This window comes from Pseudomonas sp. RIT-PI-a (genome assembly GCF_001187875.1).
In the GTDB taxonomy this organism is placed as follows: domain Bacteria; phylum Pseudomonadota; class Gammaproteobacteria; order Pseudomonadales; family Pseudomonadaceae; genus Aquipseudomonas; species Aquipseudomonas coleopterorum.
Genome location: NZ_LGIR01000014.1, coordinates 51,712 through 74,240, shown reverse-complemented (window position 1 = coordinate 74,240; position 22,529 = coordinate 51,712). Strand labels below are relative to the sequence as shown.

The following is a 22,529-nucleotide window of genomic DNA, read 5'->3' as shown; positions in this document are numbered from 1 at the left end:
TCGTTCTACCTCAGCTTCAGGGTGGCAAGGCCGATCAGCACCAGAATCACGGTGATGATCCAGAAGCGTACGATGACCCGCGGTTCGGGCCAGCCCTTGAGTTCGAAATGGTGGTGAATCGGCGCCATGCGGAACACACGGCGACCGGTGAGCTTGAACGAGGCGACCTGGATCACCACCGACAGCGTCTCGACGACGAAGATGCCGCCCATGATGAACAGGACGATCTCCTGACGCACGATCACCGCGATGGTGCCCAGGGCTGCGCCCAGCGCCAGCGCGCCGACGTCACCCATGAACACCTGGGCCGGGTAGGTGTTGAACCACAGAAAGCCTAAGCCGGCGCCGATCAGGGCGCCGCAGAAGACGATCAGCTCACCTGCACCTGGCACATAGGGAATCAACAGGTATTCGGCGAATTTAACGTTGCCCGACAGGTAGCAGAAAATCCCCAGGGCGCCGCCGACCATCACCGTCGGCAGGATCGCCAGGCCGTCGAGGCCGTCGGTGAGGTTGACCGCGTTGCTGGAGCCGACGATGACGAAGTAGGTCAGCACGATGAACCCGGCACCCAGCGGAATACTGGCGTCCTTGAGCATCGGGATGATCAGGGTGGTTTCCACCGGGCTGTTGGCGGTCATGAACAGGAACACCGCAGCCCCCAGGCCAAACACCGACTGCCAGAAATATTTCCAGCGGCTGGGCAGGCCGCGGGAGTTCTTCTCGATCACCTTGCGGTAGTCGTCCACCCAGCCGATGCCGCCGAACAGCAGGGTGACGATGAGCACGACCCAGACATAGCGGTTGGACAGGTCAGCCCACAGCAGCGTGCTGATGGCGATGGCCGAGAGAATCAGCGCGCCGCCCATGGTCGGTGTGCCTGACTTGGACAGGTGCGATTGCGGACCGTCGTTGCGTACCGCCTGGCCGATCTGACGAATCTGCAGGGTGCGAATCATCCAGGGGCCCAGCCAGAGAGCCAGCGACAGCGCGGTCAGCACACCCAGAATCCCGCGCAGGGTCAGGTACTGAAAGACCGCGAAGCCTTTATAGAACTGTTGCAGAAATTCTGCCAGCAGCAGCAACATCAGTGTTTCTCCCCGCCAGAACCGCACAACGCCACCACGATGTTTTCCATCGCCGCGCTGCGTGATCCCTTGATCAAAATAGTGGTATTGGAACCCTGCTCGGCGGCCAGCGCCGCGATCAGGTCTGCCTGATTGGCGAAGTGTTGCCCCTGAGCACCGAACGCGGTCACTGCGTGGCGCATCAATGGACCGACCGCGTACAGCGCGTCGACCTTGCCGACGGCATATTCACCTACCTGGCGATGGCCGGCTTCGGCCCAAGCGCCCAGTTCGCCGATATCTCCGAGGACCAGGACGGTGCGCCCGGAAAAGCCGGCGAGTATATCGATTGCCGCGCACATCGAGGTGGGATTTGCGTTGTAGGTGTCGTCGATGACCCGCGCGCCGTTGAGGGCGAGCTGCGCGACCGTGCGGCCCTTGACCGGCTGCACCGCATTCAAGCCCGTCTGAATGCCGGCCAGCGTCACGCCCAGAGCCTGCGCAGCCGCCGCTGCCGCCAGGGCGTTGAGCACGTTGTGGGTGCCGAGCAAATTGAGCTGGACGAACACTTCGCCTTCCGGCCCGTGCAGGGTGAAGGACGGGCAACCACGGGCATCACTGTGCCGGGCACTGGAATGAAAATCCGCCACGGCGTTGTCCAGCGAGAACGTCAGCACGGCATGCTGACCGGCGCGTGCCTGCCAGATCGGGAAAGCCTTGTCGTCGAGGTTGAGCACGGCCTTGCCACCCTCGCCCAGGCCTTCGAGGATCTCGCCCTTGGCCTCGACGATCTTGTCCGGACCGCCGAACTCGCCCACATGGGCGGTGCCGGCGTTGGTGATGAGCGCCACGTGTGGACGGGTCAGACCAACGGTGTAAGCGATTTCGCCTACCCGCGATGCACCCAGCTCGATCACTGCCGCAGTGTGCTGCGGCGCCAGTTCGAGCAAGGTCAGCGGTGCGCCCAGGTCATTGTTCAGATTGCCACGGGTGGCCAGCACCGGGCCTTGAGTACGCAGAATGCTGGCAAGCATTTCCTTGACCGTGGTCTTGCCGCTCGAACCGGTGATGGCAGCCACGGGGCGAGTGAACGCGGCGCGGTTCAGTGCGCCGAGCTGGCCCAGCGCCAGGCGAGTGTCGGCCACGACCAACTGCGGCAGTGTGGAGCCTGGAACTTCGCGCTGCACCAGCGCGGCTACCGCACCCTTGGCGGCGACGTCGTCGAGGTAGTCGTGACCATCGAAACGAGGGCCGACCAATGCGACGAACAGATCGCCTGCAGCGATGGCCCGACTGTCGATACTGACACCGTCGAAGCGCGCGTCGTCACCCGGCACACGGCCGTGCAGAGTGTCTGCCAGTTGGCTGAGCGTCATGGCGTCAAGCATCGGCCGCCCCCCATGCAGCCAGAGCCTGCTCGGCCTGCTGCAGGTCGGAGAACGCATGACGCTCGCCGTTGATCTCCTGATAGTCTTCATGGCCCTTGCCAGCCAACACGATGACATCGTCGACCGAAGCCGAATCGATCAGTTGAGCAATGGCGGCTGCCCGGCCCGCCACGAAGGTCGCGTTGGCCGCACTGGAAAAGCCGGCACGAATGTCGTCGAAGATGCGCAGTGGATCTTCGCTGCGAGGGTTGTCGTCGGTGACCAGCACGCGGTCGGCCAGGCGCTCGGCAACTTCGGCCATCAACGGACGCTTGCCACTGTCGCGGTCGCCGCCACAGCCGAAAAGACACAGCAACTGGCCCTTGGCGTGGGGCCGCAAGGCCTGCAGGACCTGGTCCAGGGCATCGGGCGTGTGCGCGTAGTCGACCACCACCAGGGGCTTGTCGCCGCCGCCCAGACGCTGCATGCGGCCTTGCGGTCCCTGCACCTGGCGCATCACCTTGAGCACGTCGTCCAGCGGGTATTCCATGCCCATCAGGGCACCGACTGCAGCCAGTACGTTGCTCAGATTGAAGCGCCCGAGCAGGCTGCTGCGCAGGCTGTATTCACCGTGTGAGGTCACCAGCGTGGCGCGCACACCGTGGTCATCGAATTGCGCGTCGCGGCAGTACAGGGTCGCGCTGCTGTCGCTGAGGCTGTAGGTGATCAGCCGCGACTCGTGATCCTGCTCGGCCAACTCGCGACCGAACGCATCGTCCAGATTCAGCACGCGGCACTTCAGGCTCGGCCAGGCGAACAGTCGGGCCTTGGCTTCTGCGTAGGCCTGCATGCTGCCGTGGTAATCCAGATGGTCACGGGACAGGTTGCTCAGTACGGCGATGTCGAAATCCAGCGCGGCTACGCGGCCCTGATCCAGTGCGTGCGAAGACACTTCCATGGCCACGGCGTGAGCGCCGCCCTTTTTAAGATCGTACAGTGTGGACTGCACGGCGATCGGGTCGGGAGTGGTCAATCGGCCGCTCTGCAAGGCACCGTAGAAACCGGTGCCCAGAGTACCGATCAGGCCGCAGTGCTCGCCCAGGGCGTCGAGCGCCTGAGCCACCAACTGGGTGATGCTGGTCTTGCCATTGGTACCGGTGACGCCAACCATATTCACCGAGCGGCTCGGCTCGCCGTAGAAACGCCCGGCGATGCTCGACAACTGCGCGATCAGCCCCTTTACCGGAATCAGGGGCACGTCGGTGAGCGGCAGTACGGTGGCGCCTTCCACTTCATAGGCCACGGCGGCGGCGCCCAGCTTGAGGGCATCGGCGATGTGCGCTCGGCCATCGACCTTGCTGCCTGGTACGGCCAGAAACAGATCGCCCGGACGCACGTTGCGGCTGTCCAGGGTCAGCTCGCGAATCATCGGATCGCGGCTGGCTTCGGAAAAAAGCTTGCTCAGGGGCATGGTCATCAGCCGCGCCCTCCTTTTATCAATGGGGTCGCCGGTGCGGCGTTGACCTGCTGCTGCGGCACCGGCGGCGGCAGGTTGTCAGGTTGCACGTTCATCAGGCGCAGCGTGCCGGACATCACCTTGCTGAAGACCGGGGCGCTGACCAGGCCACCGTAGTAGCCGCCCTTGCTCGGTTCGTCGATGACCACAACGATCGCGTAGCGTGGGTCGCTCATCGGGCCGAAGCCTGCGAACAGCGAGCGGTAGGCATTCTCGGTGTAGCCGCGCGAGCCGATGGTGGCCTTGCGCGCGGTACCCGACTTGCCCGCCACGTGATACGAAGGCACCCGCGCGCGATACACGCCGCGGGTGTCTTCGATGACTTGCTGGAGCATGCCCTGCACGGTCTTGGCGACCTTCTCGGGAATCACCTGCGCCGCGGTCGGCGGCTGGTCGCTCTTGAGAATGGTCAGAGGCACGATACGGCCGTTGTTGGCGATGGCCGCATAGGCGTGCACCAATTGCAGCGCCGTCACCGACAGGCCGTAGCCGTAGGACAGCGTGGCGGTCTCGGCCTTGCGCCATTCACGGTGATTGGGCAGGTTGCCGACGCGCTCGCCTGGGAAGCCCAGGCCGGTGTACTGACCCAGGCCGACCGCGGACATGACGCGATAGATGCTCTCGCCGCCAATGTCGAAGGCCACCTTGCTCATGCCCACGTTACTGGAGTTGATCAGAATCCCGGTCAGGTCAAGCACCGGACCTTCGGTCTTGGTCACGTCCTTGATGGTGTAGCGACCGATCTGCAGCGTGCCTGGGTACACGTCGACCTTGTCGCTGGGCTTCCAGCGACCGGTTTCCAACGCCGCGCTCATGGAGATCGGCTTCATGGTCGAGCCCGGCTCGAAGACGTCGATGATCGCACGGTTACGCATGGCCGCCGGCAGCATGGTGCGGCGGTTGTTGGGGTTGTAGGTCGGCTGGTTGACCATGGCCAGCACTTCACCGGTTTTCACGTCCATGATGACCATGCTGCCGGCCTTGGCTTCGTTCTCGGTGATAGCGTTGCGCAGCTCGCGGCTGGCCAGATACTGCAGACGCAGGTCGATGGACAACGCCAAGGTCTTGCCGGCCTTGGCGTTCTTGGTGACCTGGACGTCCTTGATCAGCCGACCACGGCGGTCCTTGATGACCTGACGCTTGCCGGGTACGCCGGCGAGCCACTCGTCATAGGCCAGCTCGACGCCTTCACGGCCGTGATCGTCGAGGTCGGTGAAGCCGACCATGTGCGCGGTCACGTCGCCCGCCGGGTAGAAACGACGGAATTCCTCGATGCCGTAGACACCGGGGGTTTTCAGGTCGAGTACCGACGCGCCTTGTTCGGGGGTCAGGCCGCGGACCAGGTAGATGAATTCCTTGCTCGCCTGAGCTTCCAGACGCTCGGCCAGAGCCTTGGGGTCTTGCCCGAGCGCGCGTGCGAGCGCAGGCCACTTGTCCTTGGCCAGCTGCATTTCCTTGGGGTTGGCCCACAGGGTGGTCACCGGCGTACTCACGGCCAGAGGCTCGCCATTACGGTCGGTGATCAGGCCGCGGTGCGCGGGAATGGGGATGTGCCGCATGCTGCGCGCGTCGCCCTGACCGATCAGGAAGTCACGGTTGATCACCTGCAGGTAGACGATCTGCGCAACGATGCCGCCGACCAGCAGCAGGAGCAGACCGACCATCAGGCGGAACCGCCACGGGAACAGTGCCCCGTCGAGCTTCATCATGGCGACACCATGCGAATTTCAGTGGCATCCGGGATGCGCATCTTCAACTGTTCGGTGGCCAGGGATTCGATACGGCTGTGTGCGGTCCAGGTGCTTTGTTCCAGGATCAGGCGACCCCATTCGGCCTGCGCCTTGTCGCGCTCGCTCAGCTCGCCGTACAGCGTGTTGAGCAACTGCCGATTGATGTGCGCGCTGTAGGAAACGCCAATGGCCGACACCAGCACGGCGACGAACAGCAGCAGCATGAGGAAACTGCCGCCCGGTAGCGGCTTGTTGAGCAGCTTGCTCATCGCAGCTTCTCCGCGACACGCATGACGGCACTGCGCGAGCGCGGGTTGGCCTTGAGCTCGGCTTCGGAAGCGAATTGCGCCTTGCCATGCAGCTTGACCTTGGGCACGAAGGCTTCGAACCGCACCGGCAGGTTGCGCGGCAGGTTGTCGGCTTCGCCCTTGGTGAGCTTGCGCATGAACAGTTTGACGATGCGGTCTTCCAGGGAATGGAAGCTGATCACCACCAGGCGACCACCGATTTCCAGAGCATCAAGGGCAGCCTCCAGGCCCGCCTCGAGGTCGGCCAGCTCATTGTTGACGTGGATACGCAGTCCCTGGAACGCGCGAGTTGCAGGGTTCTTGCCCTTCTCCCACGCCGGGTTGGCGACCTTGAGCACTTCGGCCAGGTCGGCGGTGCGCTCGAACGGCTGCACTTCGCGGCGCTCCACTACCGCACGGGCCATGCGACGAGCGAACCGCTCTTCGCCGTATTCCTTGAACACGCGGGCGATTTCCTCCTCGGCGGCGGTCGCGATGAACTGCGCCGCACTCACGCCACGCGAGGGGTCCATGCGCATGTCCAACGGGCCGTCGTGAAGGAAACTGAAGCCGCGCTCGGCATCGTCGAGTTGCGGCGAGGAAACGCCCAGGTCGAGCAGGATGCCACTGACCTTGCCATGCATGCCGCGCTCGCGCACTTCGGCACCGAGCTCGGCAAAGCTGCGCTGTACAATGACAAAGCGGCCGTCTTCGGCCGCCAGCGCTTGCCCGGTGGCAATCGCTTGAGGGTCCTTGTCGAACCCCAACAGGCGGCCATCGGGCCCCAGGTGCTGCAGGATCAGGCGGCTGTGGCCACCCCGGCCGAAAGTGCCGTCCAGATAGCAACCATCGTCGCGCACGGCCAGAGCCTCGACAGCTTCGTCGAGCAGCACGGTGATGTGATTGAAGCCGCTATCAATAGTCACAAGATCAAATCACGCAATTCTTCGGGCATGGCGCCCGGTTGTTGTATAGCTGCAAGGTCTGCCGCACTTACGGCATTCCACGCACCCTCGTCCCACAATTGAAACTTGTTCAGTTGGCCGACCAGCATCGCGTGCTTGTCCAGCCGGGCGTACTCGCGAAGACGCGGGGGCACCAGAAAACGTCCACTGCCATCGAGCTCGAGGTCGACGGCATTGCCGATGAGCAGGCGTTGCAGACGGCGATTGCTTTCCACCAACGATGGCAAGGCCCGCAGCTTGGCCTCGATGAGTTCCCATTCATCCAGCGGATAGACACACAGGCAAGGGTCGACGGTATCGACCGTGATGATCAGCTGACCGGAGCATTTGGAATCCAACTCGTCACGATACCGACTCGGCATGGCGAGCCGTCCCTTGGCATCGAGGTTGATCGGATTAGCTCCACGAAACACGTCGCGTTTCCCCTGAACTCAGATTTTTAAGCTCGAAAAACCCACTTTTCGCCACTTCCCGCCACTCGCGCACACTATAGGAACCCCCCTACCACACCGTCAAGGCGCGTCTGTAGGGAAAAGCCTTATAGATCGGAGATTTAGAACGCAAAAGGAAGGGAAAGCGGTATTTGAGACACACAAGGGAGGGATAAAGCCTTTAGAGTTCAAGCATCTGCGCCTTGAACTTAAAGTAGAGTCTCAAGACTAAGAATTTTTCGACATTACCAGAGGGGATTTGGTTGCCTTTTTTTGCGGGGAATACAGCAGGACGCGAAGTAAAAGGTGGAGAGTCGATCTGTAAGCCGGGTTTTGTCGAGGACAGTCATTCCTCTACGATGGCCATCGCTGGACACCTCTAGCAACCTACCCGGTTCCAACGCGGGCCGCGCCATATGGAACCCTATTTGGTCTTGCTCCGAGTGGGGTTTACCTAGCCACGAACTGTTGCCAGACGTGCGGTGCGCTCTTACCGCACCTTTTCACCCTTACCGGCGCTTGCGCGCTTAGGCGGTTATTTTCTGTGGCACTTTCCGTAGGCTCGCGCCTCCCAGGCATTACCTGGCACTCCGCCCTATGGAGCCCGGACTTTCCTCCCCCCGCTTGCCCAGCAACGAGTTGCGGAACAAAAACGGGCAGCGACTGTCCGATCGACTCTCCGGCGCGCAGGTTAACGACATGCACCGGCCAGGACAAGCTTTAATCGCACCAATGGGTCATACCTGGGCCGGAATCACGTCTTCTGCTTTTCCAGCGCCACTTGATAGAGCAGATTCTTGCGCACGCCAGTGATCTCTGCCGCCACGGCAGCGGCGCGCTTGAGCGGCATTTCCGCCAGCAGCACATCCAGAATGCGCATGACCTCAGTGCTGACCGCCTCATCACTGACCGGCGCGGTCCAGCCTGCCACCAATACCACGCACTCGCCCCGCTGCTGGTTGCTGTCGGCTTCCACGAATGCACGCAGCTCTGCCAGCGGCAAACCCTTGAGGGTTTCGAAGGTTTTCGTCAGTTCGCGCGCCAGTAATGCCGGACGCTCGCCGCCGAAGACCTTTTCCATGTCCTGCAGGCATTCGAGTATCCGATGGGGCGCCTCGTAGAAGATCAAGGTGCGCGGCTCCTCCCTGACCTGCTCGAGGCGCGCGCAGCGACCGGCAGTCTTGGCCGGCAGAAAACCTTCGAAGATGAAACGGTCCGATGGCAATCCTGCAGCCGACAGGGCTGCGATCAGCGCGCAGGGACCGGGCACCGGCACCACTTGCACACCCGCGGCACGCGCCTGACGCACGAGGTGATAACCGGGATCGGAAATCAGCGGCGTACCCGCATCGGAAATCAGCGCCACGTCATCGCCGGCCAACAATCGCTGGATGAAACGGCTGCCTTCGTCCCGCTCGTTGTGTTCGTGGCAGGCGGCCAGCGGCGTATTCAATCCGAAGTGCTGCATCAGGCGCACCGAATGACGTGTGTCCTCGGCTGCAATCAGCGCCACCTCGCCCAGGATCTTCAGCGCACGTGCGCTCATGTCGTCCAGATTGCCGATGGGCGTGGCCACTACATAAAGTGTGCCCGGGGTGGAATTAGAAGCGCTTGAAGCAGTCACAGCACACACCTTGTCGTTCGGCCAAACCCGCATTGTACAGGCTCTACGCCACCCAGTGCTTGCCCAGCGATCCGGCGCAGTCGACGTGAAACATTTGCTCGTCCTATATAAGGACGGACTAGCCTTCTTCGTCGCACCCTGGCCGATGCTTGGGTACACTTGCCCGTCTATTGATCGAGTAAATCAGGAAGATATCCATGACAGCCTGCCTGCGGCTTCTATCTGCCCTATGCCTCGCCGCCTTGCTGGCTGCGTGCGCCAGTTCGCCTTCATCCAATCTCGGTGAGCTGCCCCGCACACCGGACGCCACCGTGGAACAGTTGCTCGAACGCGCCAGCGCCAGCAAGTCGCCGGAAGAGGCGGCGGTCCTGCGCCTGAGCGCGGCGGATCAGGCCGCTCGCCAGGGCGACTCGGCCCGCGCTACCCAGATCCTGCAGCAGGTGCGTATCGAACTGCTCAAGCCGGGCCTGCAGATACTGGCCAGCACCTTAAGCGCGGAGCTGGCACTGACGCGCAATGACGCCAAGGCAGCGCTGGCCGCGCTCGATCATCCGAGCCTGCAGCGCCTGGGCGAGTTGCCCGCCGACCAGCAGGTGCGTACCCACCTGGTTCGTGCTCGCGCACTGGAAGCCGATGGCCAGATCCTGGCTGCCGCACGCGAGCGGGTGTTCATCGCGCCCCTGCTCAGTGGTGACGCCGCGGCCCAGAACCATGAGGCCATCTGGGCCTTGGTGGGCTCGCTGCCCGTCGAGCAACTACAGAATCAAGGCACCGACGACTTCGCCGGCTGGTTGAGCCTGGCCCTGGCGGTCAAATCTGCCGGCACCCTGGAACAGCAGCAGGCAGCCATCGATACCTGGGTAGCCCAACACGCCGCCCATCCGGCCGCGCGACAGCTGCCTGCGCCTTTGGTCAAACTCAAGGCCCTGGCCAGCCAGCCCCTGACTCGCATCGCCCTGCTGCTGCCGCAGGATGGGCAGCTCGCAGGCGTGGCTCGCGCCCTGCGCGAAGGCTTCATGGCGGCCTACTATCAGGCCCAGCAAGCCGGTCAGAAGCCGCCGGTGATCGACGTGATCGACAGTTCGCGCCTGACTTCGCTCGACGATTTCTACCGCCAGGCTCAGGCCCAAGGCGTGCAACTGGTGATCGGCCCGCTGGAAAAGCCACTGGTCAAACAGCTGGCCGCACGTTCGCAACTTCCCCTCCCGACCCTGGCACTGAACTACAGCGACACCAACCAGGTGGGGCCGCCCCAGCTGTTCCAGTTCGGTCTGGCCGCCGAAGATGAAGCCCGCGAAGTGTCGCGCCGTGCCCGCGCCGATGGCTTGCACAGCGCTGCTGCGATGATCCCCAAGGGTGACTGGGGTGACCGCGTGCTCAACGCCTTCCGCCAGGACTGGGAAGCCAACGGCGGTACCCTGGTCGCAGCCCAGCGCGTTGACCAACCGGTGCAGCTGGCGCAGCAGATCGCCGACATGCTGAACGTGCGCAATGCCGGCAGCGGTGAACAAGCCTCGCGCCGCCAGGACATCGACTTCATCTTCCTGGCCGCCACGCCTCAGCAGGCCCAGCAGATCAAGCCGACGCTGAACTTCCAGTACGCCGGTGATCTTCCGGTCTACGCCACCTCGCACGTGTTCAGCGCCAGTGGCGACCAGGCTCAGTACAACGACATGACCGGCATTCGCTTCTGCGAAACGCCCTGGCTGCTCGACGCCAGCAATCCACTGCGTCAGCAGGTCACTCGGCAGTGGCCACAGGCCAACGGCAGCATGGGCCGGCTGTACGCCATGGGCGTGGACGCCTACACCCTGGCCGCCCGTCTGGGCCAGCTCAAGGCCTTGCCTGACAGCCGCGTCGAAGGCTTGTCCGGCAACTTGGGCATGGGCGCCAACCAACGCATCGAACGCCAACTGCCATGGGCGCAGTTTGTCGGTGGCCAAGTCCAGCGCCTGCCCAACACCACGCCGTAATGTCGCTGAGCCCTCGCCAGAAGGCGGGTCGCGAGGCCGAGCAGCAGGCCCTGGAGCACTTGTGCGCACAGGGCCTGGAGCTGCTGGCGCAGAACTGGCTGTGCAAACGAGGCGAGCTTGATCTGGTCATGCTAGAGGGCGATACAGTAGTATTCATCGAAGTCCGCTATCGCCTGCACGCACAATGGGGTGGAGCATTGGCCAGCATCGATGCCCGCAAGCGCGAAAAGCTGGTGTTGGCCGCGCAGTATTTCCTCCTCAGGGAAACACGCTGGGCCCAGCACCCGTGCCGTTTCGACGTGATCGCCCTGGAAGGCACCGGTACCCAGGCCACGCGCCTGAACTGGATACGCAATGCCTTCGACAGCTGATACCTGACACCCCAGCCACGCGTTCTCGCTCTTTGCTTTGCGGGCTGCACATTCTTGTTGTGCCGGGAACCGCCGCCGCGTTGCGGTCTTGCCCGACCAGCCGCTTTACTTAAGGTCACCTTGATGGACATGCAATCCCGAATTCGCCAGCTTTTCCAGGCCAGTATCGATACCAAGCAACAGGCGATGGAAGTCCTTGCACCGTACATCGAACAAGCCAGCCAGGTCATGGTCGGCGCCCTGCTCAGCGACGGCAAGATGCTTTCCTGCGGCAACGGCGGCTCGGCCGGCGATGCCCAGCACTTCTCATCCGAGCTGCTCAACCGCTTCGAACGGGAACGCCCCAGCCTGCCCGCTATCGCCCTGACCACCGACAGCTCGACGATTACCTCGATCGCCAACGACTACAGCTACAACGAGGTATTCTCCAAGCAGATCCGCGCGCTGGGACAGCCCGGCGACGTGTTGCTGGCCATCTCCACCAGCGGCAACTCGGCCAACATCATCCAGGCCATCCAGGCCGCCCACGACCGTGACATGGTGGTGGTTGCCCTGACCGGCCGCGACGGGGGTGGCATGGCCTCCCTGCTGCTGCCTGAAGACGTCGAGATCCGCGTGCCTGCCAACGTCACGGCACGCATTCAGGAAGTTCACCTGCTGGCGATCCACTGCCTCTGCGACTTGATCGACAGCCAACTGTTCGGGAGTGAAGAATGAAGCGTACCCGCCTTGCCCTAGTGGCCCTGAGCCTGGCCTTGAGCGTCACCGGCTGCAGCTCGGTCCTGACTGCTACCCGCGATAACCCGATCGACGATGACCGCGGTACCCGCACCCTGGGCAGCAAGATCGACGACTCGCTGATCGAAACCAAGGTGTCGGTGAATATCGCCAAGGCCAATGTCGATCTGGACAAGAATTCCCACATCGTCGTGACCAGCTACAACGGTGTGGTCCTGCTCGCCGGACAGACCCCGCGCGCCGACCTCAAGACCCTCGCCGAGCAGGCGGCCAGCGAAGTACAGCGGGTCAAGAAAGTCCACAACGAAATCCAGGTGCTGGCGCCCTCCTCGCTGCTGGCGCGCAACAACGATGCCTGGCTGACCACCAAGATCAAGACCCAGATGCTGGCCGACAGCGCCATCCCCGGCTCGCGCATCAAGGTAGTGACCGAGAACGGCATCGTCTACCTGCTCGGTCTGCTGACCCAGGCCGAGGCTACCCGGGCCACCAACCTGGTGCAGGGCGTTTCCGGCGTACAGAAGATCGTGAAGCTGTTCGAATACATCGACTGACCATCGATGCCGCCCCTGCCGGGCGGTACGAGCGCAACAAAAAAGGCGATCCTTGCGGATCGCCTTTTTTCATTTCACCACTTTCAGGCTTGGACGCCCGGTAGGCCGTGGCGGGGGGTTTCCGGGTGGAGGGACATCGTCGTCTGATTCGACGATGTCCTCGAATTCGGCGTCGTCCTCCTCGTCCAACTCCGGCGACTCCAGGTCGAAGACCATGCCCTGGCCGTTCTCGCGGGCATAGATGCCAAGGATGGCGCCCGTAGGCACGAACAGCGTGTGCGATACGCCACCGAAACGACCGTCGAAACTGACCGCTTCGTTATCCATATGCAGGTTGCGTACGGCGCTGGGCGACACGTTCAATACGATCTGGCCATCGCTGGCAAAACCTTGCGGGACCCGTACCGAGGGATACTCGGCATTGACCAGCATGTGGGGGGTGCAGTCATTGTCGACGATCCACTCGTACAGCGCGCGGATCAGATAGGGACGACTGGAGTTCATCAACGGCTCCTCAAAACCTAGCGCATTTCACGTTCAGCGGCAGACAGACTGGCCTTGAAGGCCTCCCGTGCGAACTGACGTTCCATATAGTCGAGCAGCGGCTTGGCGGGCCGCGGCAGTTCGATACCCATGATCGGCAAGCGCCAGAGTATCGGCAGTAGACAGCAGTCGACCAGACTTTGCTCATCGCTGAGGAAGCAGGGCTTGTCAGCGAACAGAGCCGACACGCCGGTCAGGCTTTCGCGCAGCTCCTTGCGCGCCTGGACGCGGGCGGCTTCCTTGCTGCGCGGATCCAGGATCAGATCGGCCAGGCCGCACCAGTCCCGCTGGATGCGGTGGATCAGCAGTCGGCTGTTGGCGCGCGCCACCGGATACACCGGCAACAGCGGCGGATGGGGATAGCGTTCGTCGAGGTATTCCATCACCACGGTCGATTCGAACAGGGCCAGGTCCCGGTCGACCAGCGTCGGCGTGCTGCCGTAGGGGTTCACTTCGATCAGCCGGGGTGGCAGACGACCGCCTTCCACGTTGATGATCTCTGCGCTGACGCCTTTCTCGGCGAGAACGATGCGCACCCGATGAGAATAGTGGTCGGCGGGGTCGGAGTAACAGGCCAACCGATTGGTCACGCCCATGGCGGTCCTCCTCGCGTATAGAGTATGAATGCAAAAACGAGCGACCCCAGCAGGGGGCGCAAGCAAGCCGCGAAGTTTACCGCACTTTCAACCCACGTCCTTCCAGTATTCGCGTTTCAGCAAGTAAGCGAGGAGGATCAGCACCGCCAGGTACAGTAATACGTACAAGCCAATCTGCCGGCTTTTGGTCTGTACCGGGTCGGCCGAGTAGGCCAGGAACGCCACCAGGTTCCTGACCTTGTCGTCGAATTGCCGAGCGTCGAGGCTGCCGGTACCGGGTATGACGCGTAGACGCGTGCACGGCTGCACCGCTGGCTCGGGGCAGTCGAGCACCTGACGCCCCTGCAGGCTTTCCAGCACATTGGGCATGCCGACGTTGGGGTAGACGATGTTGTTCACGCCCCAGGGCCGCGCAGGGTCGGCGTGAAAGCCCTGCAGGTAGGCGTACAGCCAGTCGGTACCCCTCACGCGAGCGATCAGGGTCAGGTCGGGCACCTCGGTGCCGAACCATGCCTTGGCATCGGCTGGCAGCAAACGTGTCTGCATGTGATCGGCAATGCTCGCCCCTGCAGGTGCCAGGGTCTGCAACACCTGCTCATAGGGTATGCCCAGGTCGTCAGCCACCGTCTGGTATCGCTGAAATTGCGCGCCATGGCAGCCCATGCAATAGCCGACAAAGGTGTTCGCACCGTCGCGCAAGGCGGCCTTGTCGGTCACGTCGATCACCACAGGCTGCACACCTGAAGCGACGGGTGCCGCCCAGACCATCAGCGGCGACAGCGACAGCAGCACAAACGCAATCAGCACTCTCATCGGCTTGGAATCCGATCAGGCACCGGCCGTGTCACTTCCCGACGCGTATACAGCGGCATTGCCAGGAAGTAACCGAAGTACAGCAGCATGCACACCCGCGCCGCCCAGATCGTGGCGGTCGTGGCCGGTTGCGTACCCAGGTAGCCCAGCGCCACGAACGCCAGGCAGAACAACGCCAATGCAGCGCGGCTGAACCCTCCCTTGTAGCGCATCGACTTCACCGGACTGCGGTCCAGCCAGGGCAGCACGAACACAATGGCGATCGCCAGGCCCATGGCGCATACGCCCATGAGCTTGTCGGGCACTGCGCGCAGAATCGCGTAGAACGGGGTGAAGTACCAGACGGGGGCAATGTGCTCTGGCGTCTTGAGCACGTTCGCGGGCTCGAAATTGGCTGGTTCCAGAAAGTACCCGCCCATCTGCGGAAAGAAAAACACCACGGTACTGAACACGAACAGAAACACCGCCACCCCGAGCAGATCCTTGACCGTGTAGTAGGGATGAAAGGCAATGCCGTCCAGCGGCTTGCCGTCCGCGTCGCGCAGGCGCTTGATGTCGATGCCGTCGGGGTTGTTCGAGCCCACCTCGTGCAGCGCCAGAATGTGCAGCACCACCAGCGCCACGATCAGCAGCGGCAAGGCCACCACATGCAAGGCAAAGAAACGGTTCAAGGTCACGCCCGAGACCAGGTAGTCACCGCGGATCCACTGGGCCAGATCGGCGCCCACGATAGGGATGGCACCAAACAACGAGATGATCACTTGCGCGCCCCAGTACGACATCTGCCCCCACGGCAACAGGTACCCCATGAAGGCCTCCGCCATCAGCAGCAGGTAGATCGACATGCCGAACACCCACACCAGCTCGCGCGGTTTCTGATAGGAGCCATACAGCAGGCTGCGGAACATGTGCAGGTAGATCACGATGAAGAACGCCGAAGCACCGGTGGAATGCAGGTAGCGCAGCAGCCAGCCATATTCGACGTCGCGCATGATGTACTCGATGGACGCGAAAGCTCCCTCGGCCGTGGGCGTGTAGTTCATGGTCAGCCAGATGCCGGTGAGCAACTGATTGAGCAGCATCAGCAGCGCCAGAGATCCGAAAATGTAGAAAACATTCAGATTCTTCGGGACGTAGTACTGGCTCAGGTGGTTGCGCCACACCCTGCCCACCGGCAGGCGCGCTTCGATCCACTGCAACAGGCCTCGCATCAGGCGCTCTCCCCATCGATGCCCAGCACGAGCACATCGGCACTTTCGTAGTAATGCGGTGGCACGGCGAGGTTCAAGGGTGCGGGCTGTGCCTTGTAGACACGCCCAGCCAGATCGTAGTGCGAGCCATGACAGGGGCAGAAATACCCGCCCTGCCAGTCCGGCCCCAGGTCGGCTGGCGCCACCTCGGGCCGGAAGGTGGGCGAGCAACCCAGGTGGGTGCAGATGCCGACCACCACCAGCACCTCGGGCCGGATGGCGCGCAACGCGGCGTCGACATACGTTGGCTGGTCCGAATCGCGCGATTCGGGATCGGCCAGATGGTCGATGTCGTGGGCAAGATTGTCGAGTACCTGCGGCGTGCGTCGGCAGATGAAAACGGGTTGGCCGCGCCAGCGAGCGACCACCTGCTGCCCGGGCTCGATCTTGGCGATGTTCACCTTGACCGGCGCAGCGGCGGCGCGAGCTTTGGCGCTGGGTTGCCATGAAGCCACGAACGGCACCGCTGCGCCGACCGCACCGGCAGCGCCCACCAGCGCCGTGGTTCTGACCAGAAAGCGACGGCGACCCTGGTCGATGTCACAAACCCCGCCCTGCTCGTCCGCCATCCACTACCTTAGCCTGCTGCAACAGGCATCTGCATTGTCCAGCGCGCAGTGTACCAGTGCCTCTCACGGATTGACGGGCGAAAAAAAACCCGGCTCGCGAGAACCGGGTTTTTCTGGAACGAAGACGCGAATTAACGCTTCGAGTACTGCGGACGCTTACGCGCTTTACGCAGACCGACTTTCTTACGTTCAACTTCACGAGCATCGCGAGTCACGAAGCCTGCTTTACGCAGGGCCGGACGCAGTGCTTCGTCGTAGTCCATCAGTGCACGGGTGATACCGTGACGGATCGCACCGGCCTGACCGCTGACACCACCACCGATGACGGTGACGTAGATGTCGAACTTCTCGGTGTTCTCGGTCAGCTCCAGCGGCTGGCGAACTACCATGCGGGCAGTTTCGCGACCGAAGAAGGTGTCCAGAGTGCGATTGTTGATGGAGATGTTACCGGTGCCCGGACGCAGGAAAACGCGAGCGGTTGCGGTCTTGCGACGGCCAGTGCCGTAATTTTGAGTCGCCGACATAATGAACTATTCCGTTAAAACTTCAGTTCTTGGGGCTGCTGAGCAGTATGAGGGTGAGCAGCGCCCGCATAGACTTTCAGCTTACGGTACATGTCGCGACCCAGCGGGTTCTTGGGCAGCATGCCCTTAACCGCGGTCTCGAGCACGCGCTCTGGCGCCTTGGCGATCAGCTTTTCGAAGTTGATCGACTTGATACCGCCCGGGAAACCGGAGTGGGAGTAGTAGATCTTGTCAGTGGTTTTGGCACCAGTGACACGCACCTGCTCGGCGTTGATGACGACGATGTAGTCGCCGGTGTCAACGTGAGGAGTGTACTCAGGCTTGTGCTTGCCACGCAGACGGCTCGCGATTTCTGTAGCCAGACGACCCAGGGTCTGACCAGCAGCATCAACGACGAACCAGTCGCGCTTTACTGTTTCCGGTTTAGCAGTAAAAGTTTTCATTCTTTATAGCCTCAGGGGCCGCCCAGCAAAAAGAGACGGCGGATCTTACTGAATAGTGCTTACTTTGACAAGTCAAAGGCAGCCGGGCACGGGACACTTTTGGGGGGCTCGGGTCTTCGCGTCACATACACGGCAAAATTCTTCCGGGAGGGGGGCATCACTTCCACTTCACAGAGAGGGGCCGAATTATCCAGATTGCGAAAAAAATATCAACCTGCTTTTATGATTCCTTTGCCAAGAGGAGTCACCGATGCACTATCGCAAGCTGGGACGTACCGATCTGAACGTGAGCGCGCTGTGCCTGGGCACCATGACCTGGGGCGAGCAGAACACCGAGGAGCAAGGCTTCGCGCAGATAGAAAGGGCCAAGGCGGCCGGCATCAATTTCCTCGACACGGCGGAAATGTACCCCGTGCCACCGCGTCCGGAAACCTATGCCGCCACCGAGCGGGTGATCGGCAACTGGTTCAAGCGCCAGGGCGACCGCGCCGACTGGATCCTGGCGAGCAAGATCGCCGGCCCCGGCAACGGCATCAGCCATATCCGCGATGGCCAGCTGAAATTCAACCGCAAGCACATCGTCGCGGCCCTGGATGCCAGCCTGCAGCGGTTGCAGACCGACTGGATCGACCTCTATCAGTTGCACTGGCCGGAACGCAGCACCAACTTCTTCGGCAAGCTGGGCTATCAGCACACCCAGGACCACCTCGACACACCGTTGCAGGAAACCCTGCAGGTGCTCGACGAACAGGTCAAGGCCGGCAAGATCCGGCATGTCGGGCTGTCCAACGAAACGCCGTGGGGCACGATGAAGTTCCTGGGTCTGGCCGACAGCGGCAACCTGCCCCGCCCGGTGTCCATCCAGAACCCGTACAACCTGCTCAACCGCACCTTCGAGGTCGGCCTGGCCGAAGTGGCCATCCGCGAGCAATGCGGGCTGCTGGCCTACTCGCCCCTGGCGTTCGGCATGCTCTCGGGCAAGTTCGAGAACGGCGCACGTCCGGCCGGTAGCCGTCTGGCGCTGTTCAGCCGTTTCACCCGCTACGCCAACGACCAGGCCATCGCTGCCACCAGCCGCTACGTGGCGCTGGCCCGCGAACACGGTCTGGACCCGGCGCAGATGGCCCTGGCCTTCGTGACCGCGCAGCCGTTCGTGACCAGCAACATCATCGGCGCGACCTCGCTGGAACAACTGGACAGCAACCTGGCGAGCATCGATCTGCAACTGTCTGAAGAGGTGCTGGCGGGTATCGAGGCGATCCACAAGGCGCAGCCGAATCCGGCGCCGTGACTTTCGATTGCTGCTGTTGCTGATGGCCTCTTCGCGGCCACTGGCCGCTCCTACAGGGATCTGAACATCTTTCGTAGGAGCGGTCAGCGGCCGCGAAGGGATCAATACCCTTCCCCTTCGCGACCTCGCTTGAATCCAGCGGCACTTCGGCCATATCCTGACCGCTTTCACCCCACAAGAATAAAATCATGATCTTCACGCCCCACACGCCTGCGCTGCGGCGCGTCTGCATTCTGGCCACCGATCAGGTCATGGCCTCGACCCTGATGCAGGCCAAGGACTTCTTCCACATGGCCAGCCTGCGCTACGGCAAGCAGCTGGGCCTGGACCGCCATGCGCTCTTCGAGACCCGCCTGGTCAGCCCGGACGGGCTGCCGGCGCGCAGCTTCAGCGAGGTCATGCTGCCGGTGGACGGTGCTCTGGAAGACGCCGACCTGATCATCCTGCCCGCCTGCTGGGGCGACTTCGACAGCGCTGCGGCGCGCTATCCGCAGGTGCTGCCCTGGTTGTGCGCTCAACACGCCCGCGGCGCGGTTCTGTGCGGTGAGGCCAGCGGCGTGTTCTGGCTGGCTGCCAGCGGCCTGCTGGACGGTAAGGAGGCGACCACCTACTGGCGCTTCTTCGAAGAATTCAAGCAACGCTTTCCCGGCGTGCGCCTGAATCAGGACAAGCACCTGACCGACGCGGACAACCTCTTCTGCGCCGGTGGGCCAGTGTCGGCCTGCGACCTGTACATTCACCTGATCGAGCGGTTCTGTGGCGCCCATGTAGCCCAGGCGGTTTCGCGCGACACCCTGTACGAAGTGCAGCGCAGCTATACCCCTGGACGCATTGGCTTCGGTGGCCAGAAGCTGCACCGAGACGTGCCGATCCTGCACATCCAGCAATGGCTCGAAGAGCATTTCGCCGAGAAATTTCGTTTCGAGGACGTAGCCCGCGAGCGCGGCATGAGCATCCGCAACTTCATGCGTCGTTTCCACGCCGCCACTGGCGACAAGCCGCTGCATTACCTGCAGCGGCTGCGCATCGAAACTGCCAAGGGCCTGTTGTCAGGTACCCGCAAGAGCGTCAAGACGATCAGCTATGAAGTGGGGTACGACGATGCGAGCTTCTTCGCCCGGTTGTTCCGCCAGCACACCGAACTGTCGCCCAATGGCTATCGGCAGCAGTTCATGCAGGCGGCTTGAGGAAGCATCGCGGTGCGCCCTTCGCGGCCACGGACCGCTCCTACGGGGAATTATTCACGGCCGCTGACCGCTCCCACGGACAATTGTAGGAGCGGTCAGCGGCCGCGAAACAGACCCTGCGGTCTGTCAGGGCTTGTGCGCCCGCGAGAGGAACTCGTGGGACTGCATTTCCAGCAGGCGGCTCAAGGTGCGCTGGAACTCGAAGTTCAGGCGACCACCGGTGTACAGATCCTTGAGCTCCACTTCAGCCGAGATGATCAGCTTCACGTTGCGATCGTAGAACTCGTCGACCATGTTGATGAAGCGGCGGGCGATGTCGTCGGTGGTCACGCTCATCTGCTCGACACCACTGAGCAGTACGGCATTGAAGATCTTGCCCAGCTCGATGTAGTCGTTCTGGCTGCGTGGGCCGTCGCACAGCTCGCGGAATTCGAACCAGGCCACATCATCACAGGTGCGCAGCGCGCGGATCTCGCGATTCTCGATCATCAGGGGGTCGTTCTCGACCACCTTGGTGCTGTTGTGGGTCAGCGCCTTGAAGCTTTCGCGCATGCTCGCCTGGGCGGCTTCGTTGAGCGGCGAGTGGAACAGCTCGGCCTGTTCCAGGTGACGCAGGCGATAGTCGACGCCGCTGTCGACGTTGACGATCTCGGTGTGCTCCTTGATCAGCGCGATCGCCGGCAGGAAGCGCGCTCGTTGCAGACCGTCCTTGTACAGGCCGTCGGGCACGATGTTGGAGGTCGCCACCAGCGTCACGCCGTTCTTGAACAGCTCTTCCATCAAGGTGCCCAGGATCATCGCGTCGGTGATGTCCGAAACGAAGAATTCGTCGAAGCAGATCACCCGCGCCTCGTCGGAGAACCGCTTGGCGATCACCGTCAGCGGGTTCTTCACGTCCTTGAGGGTTTTCAGTTCCTCGTGCACGCGCTTCATGAAACGGTGGAAGTGCGTACGCACTTTCTGCTCGAACGGCAAGGCGTCGAAGAAGGTGTCGACCAGGTAGGTCTTGCCGCGGCCGACGCCGCCCCAGAAGTAAATCCCCTTGACCAGCTTGGGTTCCTTCTTGCCGAACAGCTTGCCGAACACGCCAGGTTTGCTGTGCCCGGCGGCGACCAGATCGTCGTACAGACGCTGCAGGTGGCGGACGGCATTTTCCTGGGCGGCGTCGTGGAAGAATTCGGGACGTTTGAGATCGGCTTGGTATCGTTCTAGGGGCGTCATATTCGTTAGCAAGGCAACAAAAACGGGCCGTCACTGTAGCGACGGCCCAGGATAATGGCAATGAGCTTTGCGACAGGGTGTCGCATCACTCCCCTTGGGGCTGCAGTGCCTTGCGCAACGCCTGAATGGCGGTATCGCGGGCCTCTGTCGTGGTGAACGTCGGGCCATCGGCCACGCAGGTGTCGTCCAGCCACAGCGTGAAGCTTTCGGCATCGCTGCGGATGTCCAGTTCACCGCCCTGCTGCAATTGCTTGCTGACCTGCCCGGCCGCCTTGCCGTCGGCGAAGCTGCGCGACAGCAGCAGTTGCTCGCCGCTGGCGTCGAGCAGACGGAAGCGGAAGCTGCCGTCGTCGTCACGGAAGCTGACGAAGCGTGCAGCCTTGGCGGCTTTCTTCTTGCCTGCCGTGGTCACCTGCACCTGCTCGCGGAAGGAGCGCAGCCCTACCGCCTCGCGGAGCTCACCCAGGAACGGCGTGGCAACGGCTCGCGCTTTGGCGGCGCCGGCCAGAAGGATGTCTTCCAGTTCCGCCGGGCGCTCGATGAAGTGGTGATAACGCTCGCGGGCTTCACCCAGCTCGGCATCGAGCAGGTTGAACAGGCGCGCCTTGGCCTCGCCCCAACCCAGCCCCTCACGCAGTGCGGCATGGAACTCGGCACTCTGCTCAGGCGTGGCGAAGGCCTGGAACAAGGTGAACAGGTGCGAATTGTCCGGGTCCTTGGCTTCGCCCGGCGCGCGCGAGTCGGTGACGATGCGCGAGATGGCGTCTTTCATGTCCCTGGCGCTGGTGAACAACGGGATGGTGTTGTCGTAGCTCTTGGACATCTTGCGCCCATCCAGCCCGGGCAAAGTGGCGACGCTTTCCTCGATCAACGCCTCGGGCATGACGAAGAACTCGCGGCCCTTGCCGAACAGGTGGTTGAAGCGCTGGCCGATGTCGCGGGCCATTTCCACGTGCTGGATCTGGTCGCGGCCGACCGGGACCTTGTGCGCATTGAACATCAGGATGTCGGCGGCCATCAGCACCGGATAGCTGTACAAGCCCATGGAGATGCCGGCATCAGGGTCTTCACCGGTTTCCACGTTCTTGTCCACCGACGCCTTGTAGGCATGGGCGCGGTTGAGCAGGCCCTTAGCGGCCACGCAGGTCAGCAGCCAGGTCAGTTCCGGGATTTCCGGGATATCGGACTGCCGATAGAACGTCACCCGCTCCACATCCAGACCCGACGCCAGCCAGGTGGCCGCGATTTCCAGACGCGAGCGCTGGATACGCAGCGGGTCATCGCATTTGATCAGGGCATGGTAATCGGCCAGGAAATAGAACGAGTCAGCGTCACTCTGGCGACTGGCAACGATCGCCGGGCGGATGGCGCCGGCATAGTTGCCAAGGTGAGGCGTGCCAGTGGTGGTGATACCGGTCAGGATACGAGTGGTCATGGGTCGATTCTTGTTCAGGAGCCGTGGACGGGCA

General features: G+C 62.6%; 23 protein-coding genes and 1 other RNA gene. 6 read left to right on the top strand and 18 right to left on the bottom strand.

All coding sequences use genetic code 11. The features are described from left to right. Positions 1-5: 5 nt before the first annotated feature. The 9 genes from mraY to rsmI form a co-directional block, all read right to left on the bottom strand. A complete protein-coding gene (gene mraY, locus AC788_RS10660; RefSeq protein ID WP_043186836.1) occupies positions 6-1,088 on the bottom strand; it encodes a phospho-N-acetylmuramoyl-pentapeptide-transferase in 1,083 nt (360 codons plus the stop codon). Beyond that, the gene (locus tag AC788_RS10655; protein WP_049860618.1) at positions 1,088-2,455 is read right to left on the bottom strand and encodes a UDP-N-acetylmuramoyl-tripeptide--D-alanyl-D-alanine ligase; all 1,368 of its coding nucleotides are present in this window, start codon (positions 2,453-2,455) and stop codon (positions 1,088-1,090) included. The genes mraY and AC788_RS10655 overlap by 1 nt, the downstream gene beginning before the upstream one ends. Next, entirely contained in the window at positions 2,448-3,911 is a 1,464-nt protein-coding gene (locus AC788_RS10650) for a UDP-N-acetylmuramoyl-L-alanyl-D-glutamate--2,6-diaminopimelate ligase (protein WP_049860617.1), read from the bottom strand. Before AC788_RS10650 ends, AC788_RS10655 begins: the two co-directional genes overlap by 8 nt. Next, entirely contained in the window at positions 3,911-5,656 is a 1,746-nt protein-coding gene (locus tag AC788_RS10645; protein WP_161804298.1) for a peptidoglycan D,D-transpeptidase FtsI family protein, read from the bottom strand. The genes AC788_RS10650 and AC788_RS10645 overlap by 1 nt, the downstream gene beginning before the upstream one ends. After that, on the bottom strand, positions 5,656-5,949 hold the full coding sequence (gene ftsL, locus AC788_RS10640; protein WP_049860615.1) for a cell division protein FtsL: 294 nt from the start codon (positions 5,947-5,949) through the stop codon (positions 5,656-5,658). Before ftsL ends, AC788_RS10645 begins: the two co-directional genes overlap by 1 nt. After that, positions 5,946-6,893, bottom strand: coding sequence for a 16S rRNA (cytosine(1402)-N(4))-methyltransferase RsmH (gene rsmH, locus AC788_RS10635; RefSeq protein WP_049860614.1), 948 nt, complete (start codon positions 6,891-6,893; stop codon positions 5,946-5,948). The genes ftsL and rsmH overlap by 4 nt, the downstream gene beginning before the upstream one ends. Then, the gene (gene mraZ / locus AC788_RS10630; protein WP_049860613.1) at positions 6,890-7,345 is read right to left on the bottom strand and encodes a division/cell wall cluster transcriptional repressor MraZ; all 456 of its coding nucleotides are present in this window, start codon (positions 7,343-7,345) and stop codon (positions 6,890-6,892) included. Before mraZ ends, rsmH begins: the two co-directional genes overlap by 4 nt. Positions 7,346-7,669: 324 nt before the next feature. Beyond that, positions 7,670-8,042, bottom strand: an RNA gene (rnpB, locus tag AC788_RS11455) — RNase P RNA component class A. 75 nt (positions 8,043-8,117) lie between these two features. Next, entirely contained in the window at positions 8,118-9,020 is a 903-nt protein-coding gene (gene rsmI / locus AC788_RS10625; RefSeq protein ID WP_082223640.1) for a 16S rRNA (cytidine(1402)-2'-O)-methyltransferase, read from the bottom strand. Between the two features lie 164 nt (positions 9,021-9,184). On the opposite strand from rsmI, the gene AC788_RS10620 reads away from it, so the two are divergent. The 4 genes from AC788_RS10620 to AC788_RS10605 all read left to right on the top strand — a co-directional run bounded on the left by AC788_RS10620 (position 9,185) and on the right by AC788_RS10605 (position 12,623). Beyond that, the gene (locus tag AC788_RS10620; RefSeq protein WP_049860612.1) at positions 9,185-10,960 is read left to right on the top strand and encodes a penicillin-binding protein activator; all 1,776 of its coding nucleotides are present in this window, start codon (positions 9,185-9,187) and stop codon (positions 10,958-10,960) included. Beyond that, positions 10,960-11,331, top strand: coding sequence for a YraN family protein (locus tag AC788_RS10615; protein ID WP_049860611.1), 372 nt, complete (start codon positions 10,960-10,962; stop codon positions 11,329-11,331). The genes AC788_RS10620 and AC788_RS10615 overlap by 1 nt, the downstream gene beginning before the upstream one ends. A 123-nt stretch (positions 11,332-11,454) precedes the next feature. Next, positions 11,455-12,048, top strand: coding sequence for a phosphoheptose isomerase (locus AC788_RS10610; protein ID WP_043186809.1), 594 nt, complete (start codon positions 11,455-11,457; stop codon positions 12,046-12,048). Then, a complete protein-coding gene (locus tag AC788_RS10605) occupies positions 12,045-12,623 on the top strand; it encodes a BON domain-containing protein (RefSeq protein ID WP_049860610.1) in 579 nt (192 codons plus the stop codon). Before AC788_RS10610 ends, AC788_RS10605 begins: the two co-directional genes overlap by 4 nt. 69 nt (positions 12,624-12,692) lie before the next feature. Here the strand turns inward: AC788_RS10605 and AC788_RS10600 are convergent, their stop codons facing one another. The 7 genes from AC788_RS10600 to rplM form a co-directional block, all read right to left on the bottom strand. Further along, positions 12,693-13,127, bottom strand: a complete 435-nt coding sequence (locus AC788_RS10600) for a ClpXP protease specificity-enhancing factor (protein WP_049860609.1) — start codon at positions 13,125-13,127, stop codon at positions 12,693-12,695. Between the two features lie 17 nt (positions 13,128-13,144). After that, a complete protein-coding gene (locus AC788_RS10595) occupies positions 13,145-13,762 on the bottom strand; it encodes a glutathione S-transferase N-terminal domain-containing protein (protein WP_049860608.1) in 618 nt (205 codons plus the stop codon). Between the two features lie 87 nt (positions 13,763-13,849). After that, complete coding sequence (locus AC788_RS10590) at positions 13,850-14,575, bottom strand: cytochrome c1 (RefSeq protein WP_049860607.1); 726 nt, start codon at positions 14,573-14,575, stop codon at positions 13,850-13,852. After that, positions 14,572-15,786, bottom strand: coding sequence for a cytochrome b (locus AC788_RS10585; protein ID WP_049860606.1), 1,215 nt, complete (start codon positions 15,784-15,786; stop codon positions 14,572-14,574). The genes AC788_RS10590 and AC788_RS10585 overlap by 4 nt, the downstream gene beginning before the upstream one ends. Next, the gene (gene petA, locus AC788_RS10580; protein ID WP_049860605.1) at positions 15,786-16,394 is read right to left on the bottom strand and encodes a ubiquinol-cytochrome c reductase iron-sulfur subunit; all 609 of its coding nucleotides are present in this window, start codon (positions 16,392-16,394) and stop codon (positions 15,786-15,788) included. The genes AC788_RS10585 and petA overlap by 1 nt, the downstream gene beginning before the upstream one ends. A 131-nt stretch (positions 16,395-16,525) precedes the next feature. Then, positions 16,526-16,918: a 30S ribosomal protein S9 gene (gene rpsI / locus AC788_RS10575; protein WP_049860604.1), complete on the bottom strand. Its 393-nt coding sequence runs from the start codon at positions 16,916-16,918 to the stop codon at positions 16,526-16,528. 14 nt (positions 16,919-16,932) lie between these two features. Beyond that, positions 16,933-17,361 carry a 50S ribosomal protein L13 gene (gene rplM / locus AC788_RS10570; RefSeq protein ID WP_043186791.1) on the bottom strand — a complete coding sequence of 143 codons (429 nt, stop codon included), beginning with the start codon at positions 17,359-17,361 and terminating at the stop codon, positions 16,933-16,935. 250 nt (positions 17,362-17,611) lie between these two features. On the opposite strand from rplM, the gene AC788_RS10565 reads away from it, so the two are divergent. Together AC788_RS10565 and AC788_RS10560 are read left to right on the top strand one after the other, a co-directional pair. Continuing rightward, positions 17,612-18,652, top strand: a complete 1,041-nt coding sequence (locus AC788_RS10565; protein ID WP_049860603.1) for an NADP(H)-dependent aldo-keto reductase — start codon at positions 17,612-17,614, stop codon at positions 18,650-18,652. Positions 18,653-18,942: 290 nt separating this feature from the next. Further along, positions 18,943-19,839, top strand: a complete 897-nt coding sequence (locus AC788_RS10560) for a GlxA family transcriptional regulator (RefSeq protein WP_177327963.1) — start codon at positions 18,943-18,945, stop codon at positions 19,837-19,839. Between the two features lie 126 nt (positions 19,840-19,965). On the opposite strand, the gene zapE is transcribed toward AC788_RS10560, so the two are convergent. Continuing rightward, positions 19,966-21,060 (bottom strand): cell division protein ZapE, encoded by a 1,095-nt coding sequence (zapE, locus tag AC788_RS10555; protein WP_049860601.1) that lies wholly within the window; start codon positions 21,058-21,060, stop codon positions 19,966-19,968. 85 nt (positions 21,061-21,145) lie between these two features. Then, positions 21,146-22,495 carry a tryptophan--tRNA ligase gene (locus tag AC788_RS10550; RefSeq protein WP_049860600.1) on the bottom strand — a complete coding sequence of 450 codons (1,350 nt, stop codon included), beginning with the start codon at positions 22,493-22,495 and terminating at the stop codon, positions 21,146-21,148. Positions 22,496-22,529 lie beyond the last annotated feature (34 nt).

Excerpts from the sequence above, each read along its gene's own strand:
- AC788_RS10605 (WP_049860610.1), top strand. The coding sequence starts at position 12,045 with ATGAAGCGTACCCGCCTTGCCCTAGTGGCCCTGAGCCTGGCCTTGAGC.
- petA (WP_049860605.1), bottom strand. The coding sequence starts at position 16,394 with ATGGCGGACGAGCAGGGCGGGGTTTGTGACATCGACCAGGGTCGCCGT.
- rpsI (WP_049860604.1), bottom strand. The coding sequence starts at position 16,918 with ATGTCGGCGACTCAAAATTACGGCACTGGCCGTCGCAAGACCGCAACC.
- AC788_RS10600 (WP_049860609.1), bottom strand. The coding sequence starts at position 13,127 with ATGAACTCCAGTCGTCCCTATCTGATCCGCGCGCTGTACGAGTGGATC.
- AC788_RS10590 (WP_049860607.1), bottom strand. The coding sequence starts at position 14,575 with ATGAGAGTGCTGATTGCGTTTGTGCTGCTGTCGCTGTCGCCGCTGATG.
- AC788_RS10620 (WP_049860612.1), top strand. The coding sequence starts at position 9,185 with ATGACAGCCTGCCTGCGGCTTCTATCTGCCCTATGCCTCGCCGCCTTG.
- AC788_RS10560 (WP_177327963.1), top strand. The coding sequence starts at position 18,943 with ATGGCCAGCCTGCGCTACGGCAAGCAGCTGGGCCTGGACCGCCATGCG.
- rsmI (WP_082223640.1), bottom strand. The coding sequence starts at position 9,020 with ATGCGGGTTTGGCCGAACGACAAGGTGTGTGCTGTGACTGCTTCAAGC.
- AC788_RS10550 (WP_049860600.1), bottom strand. The coding sequence starts at position 22,495 with ATGACCACTCGTATCCTGACCGGTATCACCACCACTGGCACGCCTCAC.
- AC788_RS10565 (WP_049860603.1), top strand. The coding sequence starts at position 17,612 with ATGCACTATCGCAAGCTGGGACGTACCGATCTGAACGTGAGCGCGCTG.
- AC788_RS10585 (WP_049860606.1), bottom strand. The coding sequence starts at position 15,786 with ATGCGAGGCCTGTTGCAGTGGATCGAAGCGCGCCTGCCGGTGGGCAGG.
- rplM (WP_043186791.1), bottom strand. The coding sequence starts at position 17,361 with ATGAAAACTTTTACTGCTAAACCGGAAACAGTAAAGCGCGACTGGTTC.
- AC788_RS10610 (WP_043186809.1), top strand. The coding sequence starts at position 11,455 with ATGGACATGCAATCCCGAATTCGCCAGCTTTTCCAGGCCAGTATCGAT.
- AC788_RS10645 (WP_161804298.1), bottom strand. The coding sequence starts at position 5,656 with ATGAAGCTCGACGGGGCACTGTTCCCGTGGCGGTTCCGCCTGATGGTC.
- AC788_RS10655 (WP_049860618.1), bottom strand. The coding sequence starts at position 2,455 with ATGCTTGACGCCATGACGCTCAGCCAACTGGCAGACACTCTGCACGGC.
- ftsL (WP_049860615.1), bottom strand. The coding sequence starts at position 5,949 with ATGAGCAAGCTGCTCAACAAGCCGCTACCGGGCGGCAGTTTCCTCATG.
- AC788_RS10650 (WP_049860617.1), bottom strand. The coding sequence starts at position 3,911 with ATGACCATGCCCCTGAGCAAGCTTTTTTCCGAAGCCAGCCGCGATCCG.
- zapE (WP_049860601.1), bottom strand. The coding sequence starts at position 21,060 with ATGACGCCCCTAGAACGATACCAAGCCGATCTCAAACGTCCCGAATTC.
- AC788_RS10615 (WP_049860611.1), top strand. The coding sequence starts at position 10,960 with ATGTCGCTGAGCCCTCGCCAGAAGGCGGGTCGCGAGGCCGAGCAGCAG.
- AC788_RS10595 (WP_049860608.1), bottom strand. The coding sequence starts at position 13,762 with ATGGGCGTGACCAATCGGTTGGCCTGTTACTCCGACCCCGCCGACCAC.
- mraY (WP_043186836.1), bottom strand. The coding sequence starts at position 1,088 with ATGTTGCTGCTGCTGGCAGAATTTCTGCAACAGTTCTATAAAGGCTTC.